Annotated in this window: 15 protein-coding genes; 7 read left to right on the forward strand and 8 right to left on the reverse strand. The window is 43.3% G+C overall.

Annotated features, from left to right (window positions below; translation table 11 throughout):
* The first annotated feature begins 34 nt into the window (after positions 1 to 34).
* From MKY41_RS17975 to MKY41_RS17985, 3 genes are all read left to right on the forward strand, one after another.
* Positions 35 to 1,690 (forward strand): sensor histidine kinase, encoded by a 1,656-nt coding sequence (locus MKY41_RS17975; protein ID WP_340746369.1) that lies wholly within the window; start codon positions 35 to 37, stop codon positions 1,688 to 1,690.
* Positions 1,683 to 2,390 (forward strand): response regulator, encoded by a 708-nt coding sequence (locus tag MKY41_RS17980; RefSeq protein ID WP_340746370.1) that lies wholly within the window; start codon positions 1,683 to 1,685, stop codon positions 2,388 to 2,390. Before MKY41_RS17975 ends, MKY41_RS17980 begins: the two co-directional genes overlap by 8 nt.
* Before the next feature lie 210 nt (positions 2,391 to 2,600).
* Entirely contained in the window at positions 2,601 to 3,935 is a 1,335-nt protein-coding gene (locus MKY41_RS17985) for a CitMHS family transporter (RefSeq protein WP_340746371.1), read from the forward strand.
* A gap of 123 nt (positions 3,936 to 4,058) precedes the next feature.
* On the opposite strand, the gene MKY41_RS17990 is transcribed toward MKY41_RS17985, so the two are convergent.
* Entirely contained in the window at positions 4,059 to 5,255 is a 1,197-nt protein-coding gene (locus tag MKY41_RS17990; RefSeq protein ID WP_340746372.1) for a DUF4317 domain-containing protein, read from the reverse strand.
* 205 nt (positions 5,256 to 5,460) lie between these two features.
* Between MKY41_RS17990 and MKY41_RS17995 the strand changes: the two genes are divergently transcribed.
* On the forward strand, positions 5,461 to 5,625 hold the full coding sequence (locus tag MKY41_RS17995) for a hypothetical protein (protein WP_340746373.1): 165 nt from the start codon (positions 5,461 to 5,463) through the stop codon (positions 5,623 to 5,625).
* Positions 5,626 to 5,685: 60 nt separating this feature from the next.
* Here MKY41_RS17995 and MKY41_RS18000 read toward each other — a convergent pair whose 3' ends face one another.
* Positions 5,686 to 6,411 carry a 3-ketoacyl-ACP reductase gene (locus tag MKY41_RS18000; RefSeq protein WP_340746374.1) on the reverse strand — a complete coding sequence of 242 codons (726 nt, stop codon included), beginning with the start codon at positions 6,409 to 6,411 and terminating at the stop codon, positions 5,686 to 5,688.
* Positions 6,412 to 6,503: 92 nt separating this feature from the next.
* Positions 6,504 to 6,782, reverse strand: coding sequence for a hypothetical protein (locus MKY41_RS18005; RefSeq protein WP_340746375.1), 279 nt, complete (start codon positions 6,780 to 6,782; stop codon positions 6,504 to 6,506).
* A 156-nt stretch (positions 6,783 to 6,938) separates the two neighbouring features.
* Here MKY41_RS18005 and MKY41_RS18010 point away from each other — a divergent pair, with 156 nt between their 5' ends.
* Entirely contained in the window at positions 6,939 to 7,526 is a 588-nt protein-coding gene (locus MKY41_RS18010; RefSeq protein WP_340746376.1) for a hypothetical protein, read from the forward strand.
* A gap of 217 nt (positions 7,527 to 7,743) precedes the next feature.
* The gene (locus MKY41_RS18015) at positions 7,744 to 8,640 is read left to right on the forward strand and encodes an EamA family transporter (RefSeq protein WP_340746377.1); all 897 of its coding nucleotides are present in this window, start codon (positions 7,744 to 7,746) and stop codon (positions 8,638 to 8,640) included.
* A gap of 177 nt (positions 8,641 to 8,817) precedes the next feature.
* Here MKY41_RS18015 and ltrA read toward each other — a convergent pair whose 3' ends face one another.
* Positions 8,818 to 10,104 carry a group II intron reverse transcriptase/maturase gene (gene ltrA / locus MKY41_RS18020; RefSeq protein WP_340745601.1) on the reverse strand — a complete coding sequence of 429 codons (1,287 nt, stop codon included), beginning with the start codon at positions 10,102 to 10,104 and terminating at the stop codon, positions 8,818 to 8,820.
* Between the two features lie 802 nt (positions 10,105 to 10,906).
* Between ltrA and MKY41_RS18025 the strand changes: the two genes are divergently transcribed.
* Positions 10,907 to 12,265: an IS1182 family transposase gene (locus MKY41_RS18025; RefSeq protein ID WP_340745675.1), complete on the forward strand. Its 1,359-nt coding sequence runs from the start codon at positions 10,907 to 10,909 to the stop codon at positions 12,263 to 12,265.
* A gap of 200 nt (positions 12,266 to 12,465) precedes the next feature.
* On the opposite strand, the gene MKY41_RS18030 is transcribed toward MKY41_RS18025, so the two are convergent.
* From MKY41_RS18030 to MKY41_RS18045, 4 genes are all read right to left on the reverse strand, one after another.
* Positions 12,466 to 13,305 carry an ABC transporter permease gene (locus MKY41_RS18030; RefSeq protein ID WP_340746378.1) on the reverse strand — a complete coding sequence of 280 codons (840 nt, stop codon included), beginning with the start codon at positions 13,303 to 13,305 and terminating at the stop codon, positions 12,466 to 12,468.
* Positions 13,306 to 13,315: 10 nt separating this feature from the next.
* On the reverse strand, positions 13,316 to 14,122 hold the full coding sequence (locus MKY41_RS18035; RefSeq protein ID WP_340746379.1) for an ABC transporter ATP-binding protein: 807 nt from the start codon (positions 14,120 to 14,122) through the stop codon (positions 13,316 to 13,318).
* An 18-nt stretch (positions 14,123 to 14,140) separates the two neighbouring features.
* A complete protein-coding gene (locus tag MKY41_RS18040) occupies positions 14,141 to 15,211 on the reverse strand; it encodes an ABC transporter substrate-binding protein (protein ID WP_340746380.1) in 1,071 nt (356 codons plus the stop codon).
* A 284-nt stretch (positions 15,212 to 15,495) separates the two neighbouring features.
* Positions 15,496 to 15,741, reverse strand: coding sequence for a ferredoxin (locus tag MKY41_RS18045; protein WP_340746381.1), 246 nt, complete (start codon positions 15,739 to 15,741; stop codon positions 15,496 to 15,498).
* Between the last annotated feature and the right edge of the window lie 4 nt (positions 15,742 to 15,745).

Here is a 15,745-nt window from a genome sequence, read left to right on the forward strand (position 1 = left end):
TTGGATGGCATAGCATTGTTAGGAGCCGACAAAAATGAGTCTAATCCATAAAAGACAGGGTAAAAACCCGCATCTTCAACCAAATATCATTATTAGCTTCAAAATGAAAATGATTTTACTAGTAGCTGCCCTTTCCATGGCGATTATTACGGTAATCGGACTTTTTATTGGTCATTTCATATCCGTCACGATGGAAGCTCAAGTCGGGGACCGCGCGCTTAGTGTAGCTGAAAGTGTTGCGCATATTCCTGAACTGGCCGAGGCCTTCGGGCAAGAGGATCCCTCATCTATTATCAATCCCCTTGTTGCACCCATTCAAAAAGCGACAAAGGCTGAATTCATTGTCGTCGGCAATACGAAGGAAATTCGGTATGCCCACCCTGACATCGACAAAATCGGAAAGAAAATGGTCGGAGAAGACAATGAAAAAGCGTTGATTGATGGCGAGTCGTATGTCTCGAAAGCTGCAGGGTCCTTGGGTGACTCGGTGCGAGCCAAAGTCCCCGTATATTTGGACGGAAAAATTGTGGGCGTCGTATCGGTCGGATTTTTAGTGAATGATATCCAATCGATCATAAGGTCTTATAATATCCACTTATGGATTGTCTTATTAAATATAGCGATAGCCGCGGTAATCGGTGCCATTCTTATTGCATCTTATATTAAAAAAGTATTGTTCGGTTTAGAACCGGAAGAGATTGCTCATCTATTCGTCCAAAAAGAGACGATTCTCCAATCAACGCATGAAGGCATTATTGCGGTGAATCAACACGGTATGATTACGATGATTAATGTTGCGGCGCAGCGTTTATTGTTCAATCAAGTCACTCATCCCAATCAATATGAAGGAAAGTCCATCAAGGAATTGGAACAGGCAAAGCAATTACTCCATTTTCTTCAAGATGAAAATGATCGAATCGATCAAGAGCTGGTGATTGGCAAAACAATTGTTTTTGCTAATAAAGTTCCTATTTTTCACGAAAAGTCATTGATCGGGACAGTCTTCACATTTCGGAACAAAACTGAAATTGATTTGTTAACAAAGGAACTGACATCGATAAAACAATATACAAATGCGTTGCGAGCCCAAACGCATGAATTTTCAAACAAGCTTTATACGATCCTTGGATTATTACAGCTCGATAAAAAGGAAGAAGCGCTATCTTATATTCATCAGGAAAGCTCGCTGCAAAAAAACTGGATTCGTTTGCTCATTCAGAAAGTGTCTGACCCACAAGTAAGCGGCCTTTTACTTGGCAAAATAAATCAGGCGAGTGAGTTAGGGATCGAAATCAGAATTCAAGAGGATAGCAGACTGGCAACCCCTTTATATGAAAAGCAAAGAGAAGCCCTGTTGACTGCCATCGGGAATTTGATTGATAATGCGATGGATGCAGTGAGAAAAAATCCACCAGATGATCGGAAAATCGCGATATTTTTTACGGATATCGGAAAGGATATCATTTTTGAAATAGACGATGCGGGTGAGGGCGTACCTGATTTATATGTAAAAATGATTTTTGACCAAGGATTTACATTAAAGAAGGGCGAACATGGCGGTTTCGGGTTGGCGCTGACAAAGCAACTGATTGAGGGAGTAAACGGAGAACTTTATTTAGAAGAAGGTGATCTGGGCGGGGCAAGCTTCGTGCTTTCCATGCCAAAAGAAAGGGGTGAATCGGATGCTTGATGCGATTCAAGTATTAATTGTGGAAGACGACTTTCGAATCGCGGAGATCAACCGTCAATTTGTTAATCGTGTGGAAGGATTTGTCGTAGCGGGGATCGTAAAAACAGGAGATGAGGCACTCACTTATTTGCGCGGCGCCAGCGATTTGCCACAGCTTATTTTATTGGATGTCTACATTCCCGACGTTCAAGGATTAGATTTGTTTTGGACATTGCGAAACGAGTTTACTGAAATTGATGTCATTATGATGACAGCTGCAAATGAAGTGGAGACCATTGTAGAAGCACTGCGTGGCGGAATTTTCGATTACATGGTAAAACCAGTGGACTTTGACCGATTTGAACGAACGCTATTGAGTTTCCGAAACCAAAGGCATCTTTTGACGACAAAGACAGAGCTCATGCAAGAAGAAATCGACCTGCTGACGGGCTTGCAGATTACCTCAATGCCACCAAGAGAAGATGATGAAAGGTTGCCGAAAGGAATCGATCAACTGACTTTGGACAAGATAAAGCGGATTTTACAAGAAAGCGGTGAATCTGGCATCACGGCATTGGATGCCGGAAGCAACGTAGGGGTGAGCCGATCGACCGCCAGGCGATATCTGGAATATTTAGTGTCCATAAAAGAAGCGGATGCCCAGTTGAAGTACGGGGATATCGGGCGTCCCGAGCGAAAATACGTGCCGTGGACAAAATGAACAAAACGTTCAGAATGCACATTAGTGTTTTTAATTAAATAAACTTATACTCATAACCTTTCTATGATAAATTTCTAACTAGAATATTTTGAAATAGAGATGGTTATTTTTTTGTACGGCGATGTTTTTGCATCAAGGATGTATCCGCTTGCAGAAATGAATGCCCTTCTCTTTCATAAGTGCACTTCTGTTCACTGGAAAGGAGATAATATGCTCAGTATTATAGGTTTAATAACGATTGTCATCATTGTAGCACTACTCATAAGCGGAAAAGTTTCTCCCATAGTCGGGCTTGTGTTAGTGCCAGTTGTAGGAGCATTTGCTGCAGGCTTCAGTTTCGATGAAATTGGTGTGTTTTTCACAGAAGGAACTACGAAAGTTGCAAGCGTTGCCATTATGTTCATCTTTGCCATTTTATTTTTTGGAATTATGCAAGACGTCGGATTATTCGACCCGCTTATTAATCGGATGATTGCGATTTCACGTGGGAATGTCATTGCAGTTGCAATTGCGACCGTTATCATTGCCGCAATTGCGCACTTGGACGGATCCGGTGCATCGACATTCCTTATTACTATTCCTGCATTGTTGCCATTGTACAAACGCTTGAAAATGAACCCTTATTTACTTCTAATGCTTGTCGGAACTGCCGCATCTATCATGAATATGGTTCCTTGGGCAGGTCCGCTTGGTAGAACGGCTTCTGTGCTGGATCTGGATGTTACGGAACTTTGGAAACCATTGATTCCAATTCAAATTATCGGTCTTGTTTTATTAGTCATGATTGCCGTCATATTGGGCTATCGTGAAAAACGATTGATTGCGAAACGAGCTGTAGCAGGAGAAGAGCTTGAGGATGAAATTTCTGAGGCAACGATTGCTGATGCACAAGTGGCGGCGGCTGTAGCAGAAGAGAATGATTTATTACGTCCAAAACTTCTTTGGATCAATGCCCTTCTGGCGATTGCTGTGATCGGCGTGCTTGTATGGGGCATTATTCCGGCAGGTTTTGCGTTCATGATCGGTGTCAGTATTGCATTGCCACTCAACTTCCCGAAAGTAAAAGATCAAATGGAACGCATTAAAGTGCACGCACCAGGCGGAATTATGATGGCGACGATTATTTTGGCCGCTGGATCTTTCTTAGGTATTTTAAACGGTACGAATATGCTGACGTCAATTGCCACAGATTTAGTAACCGTTCTACCGGCATTTGTTGCTCCGTATTTACATCTCATTATCGGTATATTCGGCGTACCTTTCGACTTGCTGCTAAGCACGGATGCATACTATTTTGCCCTGTTGCCAATTATTGATCAGGTTGCCCTTACATTCGGCATCCCATCACTTTCCACGGCTTACGCAATGATCATCGGAAACATTGTCGGTACATTCGTAAGCCCATTATCACCTGCACTTTGGTTAGCGCTTGGGCTCGCTGGCCTGGAAATGGGGAAACATATCCGTTATTCCTTCATGATGATGTGGGGACTCAGCATTGTTCTGTTAATTATTGCAGTTTTGCTTGGTGTTATTGTAATTTAAAAGCAAAAAAGGTATCAGACACTCCCGAGCGGTTGTGCTGATACCTTTTTTCTTGCTATCTCTGGAAGGGTTTTATCAGGCCAAAACTACTTCGTATAATCCTCTTGAGCCGTCGGCAACTTTCTACTTCTCCAACAACTCCTCCGAAAGCAGCGTAAACCCCTCGATTACCGCATCCTCCTCCACCTCGATCAATAAGCAGCGCTTGCCGTCGACAGTAACTTGTCTCACAAACCGTAAGTCTTGCGGGCTGATAGCGATATTGGCTACTTTCGTTTCGATTTTGATCGATTTCGATGTATAGCTCGGGACGATATGCGTCGCTTTCAACTCATATGATTTGTCTTCGACCACTTTCTGAAAGGCCCTTTCCACTTTTTCCGTACTTACATCTTTCACACCGCTCGCCTTCAGCACACGTTCCACTTCTTTCGTGTCCAACGTGGGGAGACTCTCATCTTCTTTTTCATTCTCCTCTTCCACAACCAACAAACTGTTGATTTCGTCGTAGACGTTGGCGAGGGTTCGTGTTTTCACTTCTTCCCCGACCACTTCCTTGACGATCTCCTCAAAGACAGCTTTATCATCTTCGGCTGTCATGATTTCCTCACCATTAAGGACATTTTCGATAAGATGGAAATCCGGCTTATTCGCTTTGCCAGCTGCATACAGGAGGTGATTGACATCCGCAGCGTTATTCGTAAAGCAAGGGAATAAAAAACCGCCAATCGGAGAAGTGAGATTGATGATGGGATCGCTCATAAAACTCGACTTAAACTCCCGTTCGGTAAAATCGAACACGAGGGACCGCTTCGGCTGTTCGGTCTGATTCATGCTGCAGAGGATAAAGGGGGTGGAATAGACCTCATCTCGTTCCGCAACCTCATATTCTTCCGAATGCCGTTTCGTCGGCTTGAAATAGGTGCCGCGAATGAAAGTGACGACTAAATCCTTTTCATATTGGACGTCCTGCACCATCTTCAGGGCAAGGCGTTGCATATCCGCCTTCCAATCTACGACGTCCTCAGCATGAAGCCCCGCATACAAAAGCTGTTGCGCATGATCCGTCTGCTCCTCCGCTGGACGCTGGAACTTCACCTCAAACAGCTTCATATCCAATTTCCCGCCTAACACTTTCTTGAAATTGGCGAGAAACAGTTCCTGCTGCTCCCGATCCAACAGGGAAAACGGCTGGCCCTTCTCATGATAGATTTCACTGCTTTCCTGTCTGATGTATACGTTGTAAATATCATTGATTTTCAGTAAATCGGTATCCAACTTGAAATGTTTGCGAATATCCGCGATATCCTTCTTGTTCATCTATGTTCCCACTCCCCGGTTAGTAAGATTCAAAAAAAGAGCATCCAAAGCTAACCGTTCAGCTTGTGACGCTCATTTATTATAACAGGGTTCCGACATAGGCAGGAATGAATCGACGTTACGTGGAGTTAGCAGATTAATTCCTATCGTGTAAGTTTTAACCTACAATGATAGGAAAGGGCTGAGGAAATTAGGGATTTCGATGATGTGCGGATCAAAATGCTTCCTAGTGGACATGGAAGTGAAAGGGACGAGGGAAATCAAGCAAGTCACTGCAAGAAACTCCATCGGCGCGAGAAAAGTCGTCAGAGGGGAATTGGGAGCTGAAGTAAAAATTTTATCCGTTAAAGAAGAAAAGCGAAACCGTTGAACTGCCTAAGCAAAAAGCTAACTACCCATCAGGAATGGATAATTAGCTTTTCATTAACAATTAGAATGGATTTGTTGCGATGAAGCTTGCTGTTTTCGTGTAAATACGTGGATTCAGCTTTAATTGGTTGACGATAACTTCGGCAATATCTTCAGCTTGGATTAGTTTAGCATCGTCATTTTCTTTAATTAAACTTAAATCCAATGCCAAATCCGTGGCAACCGTACTAGGGGTCAATGCAGAAACCCGAATATTATTTCGGCGAACTTCCTGCGCCAATGATTCGGTGAACCCGATCACGCCAAACTTGGATGCACTATATGCACTGGATGTCGCTGCCCCATTTAAACCATTCGTCGAGGAGATCGTAATGATGTCTCCCCCATTTTTTTCGATTAACTGAGGCAAAACGGCACGGGTCACATAATAAGTCCCCATTAAGTTCACATCAATAATCTTCTTCCATTCCTCCGGATCCATATCCAACACAGATGCAAATGAAGCAATTCCTGCATTGTTAATTAAAATATCGGCAGACCCTAAGTCATTCGTTAAGGAAGCAATCGCTGCTTCCACTTGCTCTTTCGAGGACACATCGGCCGCAGCATACGCTACGTTGACACCTAATGTTTTAATATCCGCGGCCACTTCTTTCAACGTGGACTCAGTTCTTGCGAGCAACCCGACATGTACGCCTTCTTTTGCTAATGCGATCGCAGTCGCCTTCCCGATTCCTCGTGCTGCGCCCGTGATGAACGCGACTTTTCCATGTAATGATTGTGCCATTTTGCTGTCTCCTTCCATGCTGTCTGTACGATCGCTCCCATTATACGATGAATGGGGATTAGAGGCATGGATTTGGTTTTGAGATTCGAATGTTATGGCTGATCTTCCACAATCTCCTGCACTTCGTTCAATTGCTGTTTCATCAAGTTCAACTGTTCTTTGTTTTGCCGAACCGTATCCTTATGCTCATCATGTTGTTCCGCATTCACGACGGCGTTTTCCGCACGTGCTATTGAATTGAAAGCATGCTCGATCGCTATCTCTTCTGGATGCGACATCGCTTGTTTCACGGAACGTTCTGCCTTTTGAACAGAGTTGTTTGAAAACGTACCTGGATGTAGCTTTTTCCAACTTGGTGTATCTTTGGCCATTGATATTACTTCCCTTCCTGATATTTAACGACGAGCTTAGTATTGTGAAATGTCTTGGAAATATGCGTGGACAGAAGGGAATGGACTACTTGGAAGGAGGATGGTTATGATATTCTTTGTGTAAGCGGGACAAACTAGGTGAATGTGAGGTTGTTTATGAAAAAGAAATCAGTAAAGGGAAATAAAGAAAAGAACGAAAAGCAACTACGGATCATATTTCGCTTTTTACTCATCCCCGTTGTTTTGGTTTTCATAGGAACCATTCTAATTACTTGGAATCGATCCGCGACGGATCTTTATAACGCGTTCGTCATCAATTTCATTGGAATAACCTTTGTGTACGCTGCTGCTTTGGTGCTCTGTTCGTTTTTCCTGTATCTCTCCTTTGTCATAACTATTTATAATCCTCAAAAGATCAAAAAATCTTCGGTCATCAAATTCGCAATTGGTGGGATCTTCACCTTGCTCATTGCCATATTTCTATTAGTTTTCAGTGGCAATGAAACAAAAAAATCGATTCAGGATATGAGAGATTATGCCAATGGTGAATGGCAGGTTAAAGAATTAGTAGTAAGGGATGTATATAGAGGACCTCGACGTTCGAAGAATGTACTAATTGAAACGGACGAAGGCGAAATGATACTCCATGGGAAGAGTTTTCGGATCTATAAAGGGCAACCGTATCGTTTCACTTATTTAGATGCCACAAACACGATTATTAAGGTTGAAAATATTATAGAATAAGTATTCCGATGGGGCCCTGATTTTTACGCGGTGTTGGCTGACTTAAAAAATGACCCATCATAGCGAAAGATTCAATTTGAATACTAATTATAGTCTAGTTCAAAATGAGCTAGGCTATTTTGCTTCAATGCGACAATTTTCCGAATTAAAAGCCTCCGATCCCTGCTTATATGATAAAATAATGTAGTTATGCTTCAGCACCAAGGGGGTCTTCATCATGAACGTAAATAAAGGTATTTTATTTATATTAATAGGCGCTTCGTTTTTTGGGTTTACCCCGATATTTGCGAAGTTAGGGTTTAGCTACGGCTATACACTCGGCCAAATCAATATCGTACAAATGGTAATTTCCTCATTCCTTTTATGGTCTATCACTTTAATGAAACGCTCCAGTTTCAAAGGGCTCCATAAAAAGAATATCCTTCAAATTATGATGACCGGTTGCTTTGTCGGGTTAACCAGTATTTTTTATTATGGTTCCATGCTGTATCTGCCCGCTTCCTTGGCTATCATTTTATTGTTCCAATTCGTTTGGATCGGCTTCCTGTTGGAATGGATTTTTAGCAAAGCGAAGCCCGCCCCCATCACAGTCCTGTCTATTATTTTAATTTTAATAGGGGTCTTTTTCGCTTCAAATATTGTAAATGGAGACATACAAGGTCTGCCGATAAAAGGCTTTATATTCGGTATTTTATCTGCATTCACATATGCAGGTTTTATTTTTTTCAGTGGAAAGGTTGCTGTAAAAGTCGATGCCTGGACTCGGAGCTCTTTGATGGTAACCGGATCGACTATCATGGTGCTTGTCATATTTATGCGTGATCTTCCATCTATCCTGCCTTTGGAACAAAACCTGTTAACTACAGCCGCCGGGGTGTCATTATTTGGAGCAGTCCTCCCTCCGCTCTTTTTTGCATTGGGCGCACCGTTAGTGTCGGGAGGAATCGCAAATATATTGACATCTATTGAATTGCCGATCGCCATCCTATCCGCCAGCATCATTTTGTCGGAAACCGTAACACCACTTCAGTGGCTAGGCACCGCCATTATCCTGGCCGCGATTGCGTTTAATGAAATCGGCCCAAACCTTTTCCGGATTCGGAAGCATAGTTAGTGTTTATTATTCAGGGGTTATTGAATGGCCTAGATTAACTGTAATCAATTGTGGCGACCTTGAAGCGAGGGAAGGAGCATTTGAAGAGTAACGTTTTACCAACGGTAATCGAGTAGGAGGGAGTGATTAGCTCCCGACCTCTCACACCACCGTACGTACGGTTCCGTATACGGCGGTTCAATAACTTAAGTATCGACGCTCATACAAGTGATTCAGGTCTTTCAGACCCCACTTGGTGAGCGTTTCTGCTTTGATTGCTTTATGTAGAGTTTCGCTTTTGGAGACTCTCCAATATCCCTTTCGGGAATTTGATACTTTCCAAGCTTCTTCATGTAAAATTCCCAGCCTTCGTAACTGACGGTATTTTGTCCATATCTTCTTCCAACGTTTCCATATCAGTTGACGTAACCGATGGTTCAGCCATTGTGCCATGGATTTGATAAAACTTTTCATAAAGCCAATTCCATAGTAGTTTATCCAACCTATTGTCACTTGGTTGATTTCTTTGGCAATCTCGTCAAAGCGGCCCGGGCGATTCCGTTTGGTGATTTTCTTTAATTTTGATTTGAATCGACTTTTTGCGGAGTGATGTGGTCTACAACCCACACCTTTAGATGTGGAATGGAGGCAGAAACCGAGGAACTTGAGTTTGACCGGAGAACCCACCTTGCTCTTTTCTTGGTTCACTGTCAGCTTCAAATCATGTTCAAGGAACTTTGTAATGCTTTCCAAAACACGTTCCCCTGCTCGCCTGCTTTTCACGTATATGCAGAAATCATCCGCAAATCGTACGAATTTATGCCCCCGTCTTTCAAGTTCCCTATCTAATTGATTCAAATAGACATTGCTAAGAATCGGGGAGAGTACGCCACCTTGCGGAGCACCTTCTTCTGTTGGACTGATAAGTCCATCTTCAAGGATGCCACTCTTTAGAAACTTCCATATCAACTTTAGGACAATCTTGTCGTTTATGAACTCTTTTAGATATTCCATCAGCTTCTGATGATTAATGGTGTCGAAGTAGCTTTTTAAATCACAATCGACTACCACTCTATAACCTTGTTCATAATATGTGATGGATTGCTTAATGGCTTGATGCTGATTCCGTTTTGGACGAAAACCATAGCTCCTCTCCGAAAAATGAGGGTCAATGATTTTACCAATCACCTGATAGATGGCTTGTTGAACCATTCGATCCCGTACACACGGTATGCCGAGTTTTCGCATTGACCCATCTAACTTTGGAATTTCAACACGTTTTACTGGCAGTGGTTCGTACGAACCGTCTTTCAGCTTTCTAATAAGTTGGGTTCGGTATTTGGCTACATGACCTAAAAGTTCATCTACTGTCATTTCATCGACACCCGGCGCCCCTTTATTTGCCTTCACTTTCTTACAAGCGTTAAAGAGGTTGTTGATGTCGACTACTTTATCAATCAAATCGATACCATCCTGTCGCTCCATTTCTGTAAAGACAGGACTGCACGCTCCCGCATATTCTTCGGTTTCCAACCTATCCCTTTGCGGCCAGCCATCTGCCGATGTTTTCTGTGGTCTTTGCACTGTCTTTACCTCCATTTCATTTCAGGATTATTATTGTTCAGCCCTTCGTCCTTATGGACTACTATGGCTTCTGCTGACTTCTTACAGTTCAACCTGCCATCACTGACCGGTTTGTTCCTGTGGGATATTCCATCCCTCTTGTCGGGAACCCCTGTAAGACCTCCCCGGGTAAGAGCTATAACCTTCCTCCCATGTAACCGCTGCATTTACTGTATGGAACTCGGGCAGTATTGGACTTTGTTTTGTACGGCAAACTCGTCCGTTCCAATTCAGCCTCATATGCAGTTTCTGTCCGTCGGTTCGGGATTTTGCCGCCGGCTTCCTTCAGATTCCACCTCACGGTGGACACCCTTGCCTTAAGCTAACAGTTCCTACTGCCAAGCCTGTAGTGGACTTTCACCACCAAGTTATAGCCCATGCCGGGCACACCCTAGACAAACGTCAATGTGTAACATTGACGTTTCAGACTGTAGACAAACTCCAGAAATTTTGGAGTTTGCCTACAGTCTTTTTTCTTTTACAATGGAAGTAATCTTAGGAAATGTTGATTTCCGCTGCGGATGGACGCTTTCCGCGGGCACGGCTTCAGCCGCTTCCCTCGCTGCGCTCAGTCCAGGGTCTTCCGCTCGTGCTGTTCCCGCTGGAGTCGCCATCCTCCGCTCCAATCAACAGTTTTTCCTTCAAACTTACAGAGGTGATGGATATGATGACGAAGAATCAAATGAACCAACGAGAACAGTTGGAAATGCTGACTATTGAACAGTTGGTGCCCCAGGATCATTTGGTACGTAAACTGGATGCAGCCATTGACTTCGCGTTCATCTATCCATTGGTGGAAGACCTGTACTCGACAATCGGGAGACCCAGTATCGACCCGGTGGTACTGATCAAAATGACATTCATCCAATATACCTTCGGCATACGATCCATGCGCCAAACGATCAAAGAAATTGAAACGAATATGGCATACCGCTGGTTTCTCGGCTTTGGCTTTCATACAGAGGTGCCCCATTTTTCCACATTCGGGAAGAACTACATTCGCCGTTTTAAAGATACGGATCTATTTGAACAGATCTTCTATCGGGTGCTGAAGGAGGTCGCAGATCGTGGGCTTCTTAGCCCGGATCATGTCTTTATCGACTCCACCCATGTGAAAGCGAGTGCGAACAAGCGCAAGTTTCAAAAGAAAGTGGTTCGGAAAGAGACCCGGGCATATGAGAAGAAGCTCCAGGAGGAGCTCAACATGGACCGAGAAGAGAATGGGAAGAAACCGTTCCCTCCGGAGAAGTTCGAAAAGGAAGAACATAAAGAGATCAAGGAGTCAACGACAGACCCGGAGAGTGGCTACTATGTAAAGGACGAACGGACCAAGCAGTTCGCCTATTCCTTCCATGCAGCTACGGATGAAAAGGGATTTGTTCTCGCAAACATCGTCACTCCAGGTAATGTCCATGACAGCCATATGCTTGAGCCGCTGGTACAGAAGATCATCGACAAAGTGAAGCGGCCAATTGCCGTTGCCGCCGATGCAGCCTACAAGACGCCCGCGATTGCGAACTTCCTGATTGAACATCAGATCCTTCCTGCACTTCCTTACAAACGGCCAATGACCAAGGAGGGTTTCTTCCGAAAACACGAGTATGTCTATGACGAGCACTATGACTGCTATCTCTGTCCGGAAGGACAAGTCTTACCCTATAGGACGACCACAAGGGAGGGATACCGTCAGTATGCCTCGGCACCATCCATTTGTGCATCGTGCCCGGTGATCAGTCAATGCACTCAAAGTAAGAATCAGCAGAAGATCATTCAACGTCATATCTGGCAGGATTACCTGGATGTAGCGGAGGATTTGAGACATCATCATGAGATCAAAGAGATATACGGGAGGCGTAAAGAGACGATTGAACGTGTCTTTGCCGACGCCAAAGAAAAGCATGGCATGCGATGGACAACCCTACGAGGGCTAAAAAAATTGTCCATGCAGGCGATGCTTACGTTTGCTGCTTTGAATCTTAAGAAGTTGGCCAGCTGGACGTGGAAAGCGCCAGCCACGGCGTAATAGAAAGAAAAATAGAAGAGTGGTAGGGCTCATTTCCGTAAAAAAACGCTTAAAACAGGAAAAGGGTTGGAAATCAAATTGATTTCCAACCCTTTTGTCTACAGTCTGAAACGTCAATGTGTAACATTGACGTTTGTTTTAAAATGTAAAGCTATTTTGAATAGCACTCGAATTTTGTGGTGCACACTTTTAAGCTGTGATCAGTTCTGCTCTGGTTTCCATAAGGAAAAACGCTTCTCAATTACGCCGATTAATGCGTTTAACAGGACACCGGTCAGGGCTATTACTAAAACGCCAACAAACATTTCATCCGTTCGTAGATTTTGGCCCGCGTTTGTTAGTTGGTATCCGATTCCAGCAGTGGAAGCGAACATTTCACCCACTACAATGGCAATTAGCCCTTGTCCTAACCCCAAGCGGATTCCATTTAGCAAGAAGGGAACAGTAGAAGGCAAGGCAATGGTCGTAAAAATTTGAAATTCGCTAGCCGAAAAGCTTCGAGCAGCTTTAATCAAGTTTTGATCCAGCGTACTCATTGCTTTTTGAGCACTCATTACAATCGGAAAAAACGCCATTAAAAATACAATTACGATCTTTGAAGTCAATCCAATGCCAAAAGCGATTACAATAACAGGCAGTAATGCAACCTTAGGCGTCACATAAAGGGCTGATATGAAAGGACTGATGATCGAATTAAATGTTGCATTCCAGCCGGCAAAAATACCCATAGGAATTCCAATAGCCGCTGCCAAAACAAATCCCCACAAAAACTCATAAGCACTGACGCCGATATTCGTCCAAAACGTCCCATCGACTATCAAAGACTTGGCCGCTACCAGGATAGCGATCGGTGAACTAATGAATAAAGGATTAATCCAACGATAATAGGAAGCTGTCTCCCATAAGACCAAAAACATTATGACAGACAACGTACTAATCAAAAGATTCTTCTGGCCGCTAGATATTTTTTTATCTCTTTTGTTACCTTTTCTTTCATTATTGGAATGTCTTTCTGTTTCGATTACACCTTCTTTTGACATTCTATCCCTCCTACATATCGAACCCCTGTTTCGGAGATTCTCTTTCAATCAATTCCCAAATCCTATCAACGTATTCCAAGAATTTTCTTTCACGTTTAATATTTAAATCTCTAGGCCTTGGCAATTCAATCGGGATGTCTTCTACTAGATGGCCAGGTCTTGCACCAAACACGAATACCCGGTCTGCCAAAAATACTGCCTCATCAATCTGGTGGGTAATAAAAATACTTGTTTTCTTTGTTTCACTCCATATTCTCAGCAGTTCTTTCTGCATGAACTCACGTGTTTGTGCATCCAACGCCGAGAAAGGCTCATCCAATAGGAGCAAAGAAGGATCCACCGTTAAGGCACGAGCCAAATTCACGCGTTGCTGCATACCGCCTGAGAGCTCATGAGGATATGAGTTTTCAAAACCTTTCAAACCGACCATTTCAATATATTCTTGTGCTAATTTCCTTGTTTCATTATTTAATCTTTTTTGCAATTGCACACCATACAAAACATTGTCTTTTACGGTCCTCCAAGGCAGAAGGCTTGCGGATTGGAAAACCATGGCTCGGTCCTTGCCCGGGCCATCGATAACTTTGTCGTCCAATAAGATTCTTCCTTTACTCGGTTTTATAAATCCGATAACCGTGTTCAGAAAGGTAGTCTTCCCACATCCAGAGGGACCTACAATACAGATGAATTCCCCTTCCTTGATATTCAAATTAATGTTTTGCAAAGCGACAACTTCGGCGCCTGTTTTATTATTAATATAAGTGACGTCAAGATATTGAGTGCTCAGTTTATACTCATTTTTAACGGCTTGTACCATCCTCACAGCCTCCGTTCTTTATTCAGAAAATGCTTCTTTGATATATTTATTCGTCCAGAGGACATCTTCTGTCGTATCATGCTCTTTTGAAACACCGGACAGCTCACTGAATTCCACAAGTGGTCCTTGTGCATTATCCCAGCCGCTTTTTGTCATTTCCCCGTTTCCTACATAAGTGGCTTGAAGTCCTTTTAAGGAGGATGCAATCATTTCCTCATCAATACCGTCAAAATAAGAAACAATTGAAGCAGCCGCTTTTTCAGGATTATCACGTGCAAGCTCAATTCCAAGCCCTAATGCTTTTACTACTTTCTTTGCAAGTTCTGGATTTTTCTCGATATATTCTTTTTTGGCAAAGACGACTTCCCAAACTAAATCTGCATACATCTCTTCTTCACTTAGGCGCAGGACCAGCTCTCCGCCTCCGTTGGCATCGACTTGCGCTGCGAATGGAGGGGATTGGATTCCACCGTCAATAATCCCTTCTTGCATGCCCCCGATTTTAGGGCCACTGCCTGTTAATTTGACTCCTTTTACGCCGGATTGATCCAGATTGTATTTTTCCATTAAATAACGCAAATAGACATCGCTTGAATCTCCAACTTGGTCTATTCCAATTGTAGCTCCTTGAAGAGCTTCTAATTTTTGCTCTAATGGAGATTCAAAATCAATATTTTTGTTTTCCAAATACTTTTCCGAAAGTGCAATTTCATAAGTCAATGCCGAGTTTAGCGATTGAATCGCGATTAAGTCTTCACCAGAATCCAAAGCGGAAAACATGGCACGAGGCGCGTTAATTGCAAACTGTGAGTCCCCTGAGAGAAGCGTGGCAATGACTTGCGCTCCACCCCCTCCGGAGGATATTTTGGCATTGATGCCTTGCTCTTCAAAATATCCTTCCTCAATTGCAATATAAAGCGGGGCGAAGGATAAAATTCTTGCCGGTTCAGCAAATGTGATATCTACTGGGTTATCCGAAGACACAGCACCTTCGGAACCATTAGAACTTGACGAGGAAGTAGCGTCCCCTCCGCAAGCTTGCAACAGAGCTATAATTGCTATAAGTAGGGTTACTCCGATTTTCTTCATCTTGGCAGATCTCCTTTTCTTCAGTGAATTTACTCTTTTTTATTTTCAGGCCATACTTTTTTTCCTATCTGCAACGAAACAATAAGAAACTCCTGCTAGAATGGAATTGGCCGAACCGAAAGCCGTTATGAAGAACAGCTTCCGTTCCGGCCACTTAAAAAACATGCCATTCATGCTACTTCCTGTAAAATTTGCCGCTCTCTAACTTCCAACAGTACAATCTTCTACAGAATACTTTATCTTCTCATGTACTTGAATAGAGAACACGATTAATATTCTTGAATTCAACCCGCTTTTTCTTCACTTGCAAACGGAACGTCCGCGATTTTGATGGAATCGGTTGGACATCCATCCAAGGCGTCGACCAAGTCTTCCTGAAGGTCCCCATCTATCGGAGTGATGCCTCGGTTATCGTCTAAAATACTATATGAAATGCCTTCTTCGTCATAATCGAAGATATCCGGGGCTACCCCGCCGCAAGCGCCGCAGGCTATGCATGTCTCTTGGTCTACTCGTGTGTATTTAGCCATTTCA

Source organism: Sporosarcina sp. FSL W7-1349 (genome assembly GCF_038003045.1).
Lineage (GTDB): Bacteria > Bacillota > Bacilli > Bacillales_A > Planococcaceae > Sporosarcina.

Excerpts from the sequence above, each read along its gene's own strand:
- MKY41_RS17975 (WP_340746369.1), top strand. The coding sequence starts at position 35 with ATGAGTCTAATCCATAAAAGACAGGGTAAAAACCCGCATCTTCAACCA.
- MKY41_RS17980 (WP_340746370.1), top strand. The coding sequence starts at position 1,683 with ATGCTTGATGCGATTCAAGTATTAATTGTGGAAGACGACTTTCGAATC.
- MKY41_RS17985 (WP_340746371.1), top strand. The coding sequence starts at position 2,601 with ATGCTCAGTATTATAGGTTTAATAACGATTGTCATCATTGTAGCACTA.
- MKY41_RS17990 (WP_340746372.1), bottom strand. The coding sequence starts at position 5,255 with ATGAACAAGAAGGATATCGCGGATATTCGCAAACATTTCAAGTTGGAT.
- MKY41_RS17995 (WP_340746373.1), top strand. The coding sequence starts at position 5,461 with ATGTGCGGATCAAAATGCTTCCTAGTGGACATGGAAGTGAAAGGGACG.
- MKY41_RS18000 (WP_340746374.1), bottom strand. The coding sequence starts at position 6,411 with ATGGCACAATCATTACATGGAAAAGTCGCGTTCATCACGGGCGCAGCA.
- MKY41_RS18005 (WP_340746375.1), bottom strand. The coding sequence starts at position 6,782 with ATGGCCAAAGATACACCAAGTTGGAAAAAGCTACATCCAGGTACGTTT.
- MKY41_RS18010 (WP_340746376.1), top strand. The coding sequence starts at position 6,939 with ATGAAAAAGAAATCAGTAAAGGGAAATAAAGAAAAGAACGAAAAGCAA.
- MKY41_RS18015 (WP_340746377.1), top strand. The coding sequence starts at position 7,744 with ATGAACGTAAATAAAGGTATTTTATTTATATTAATAGGCGCTTCGTTT.
- ltrA (WP_340745601.1), bottom strand. The coding sequence starts at position 10,104 with ATGGAGCGACAGGATGGTATCGATTTGATTGATAAAGTAGTCGACATC.
- MKY41_RS18025 (WP_340745675.1), top strand. The coding sequence starts at position 10,907 with ATGATGACGAAGAATCAAATGAACCAACGAGAACAGTTGGAAATGCTG.
- MKY41_RS18030 (WP_340746378.1), bottom strand. The coding sequence starts at position 13,305 with ATGTCAAAAGAAGGTGTAATCGAAACAGAAAGACATTCCAATAATGAA.
- MKY41_RS18035 (WP_340746379.1), bottom strand. The coding sequence starts at position 14,122 with ATGGTACAAGCCGTTAAAAATGAGTATAAACTGAGCACTCAATATCTT.
- MKY41_RS18040 (WP_340746380.1), bottom strand. The coding sequence starts at position 15,211 with ATGAAGAAAATCGGAGTAACCCTACTTATAGCAATTATAGCTCTGTTG.
- MKY41_RS18045 (WP_340746381.1), bottom strand. The coding sequence starts at position 15,741 with ATGGCTAAATACACACGAGTAGACCAAGAGACATGCATAGCCTGCGGC.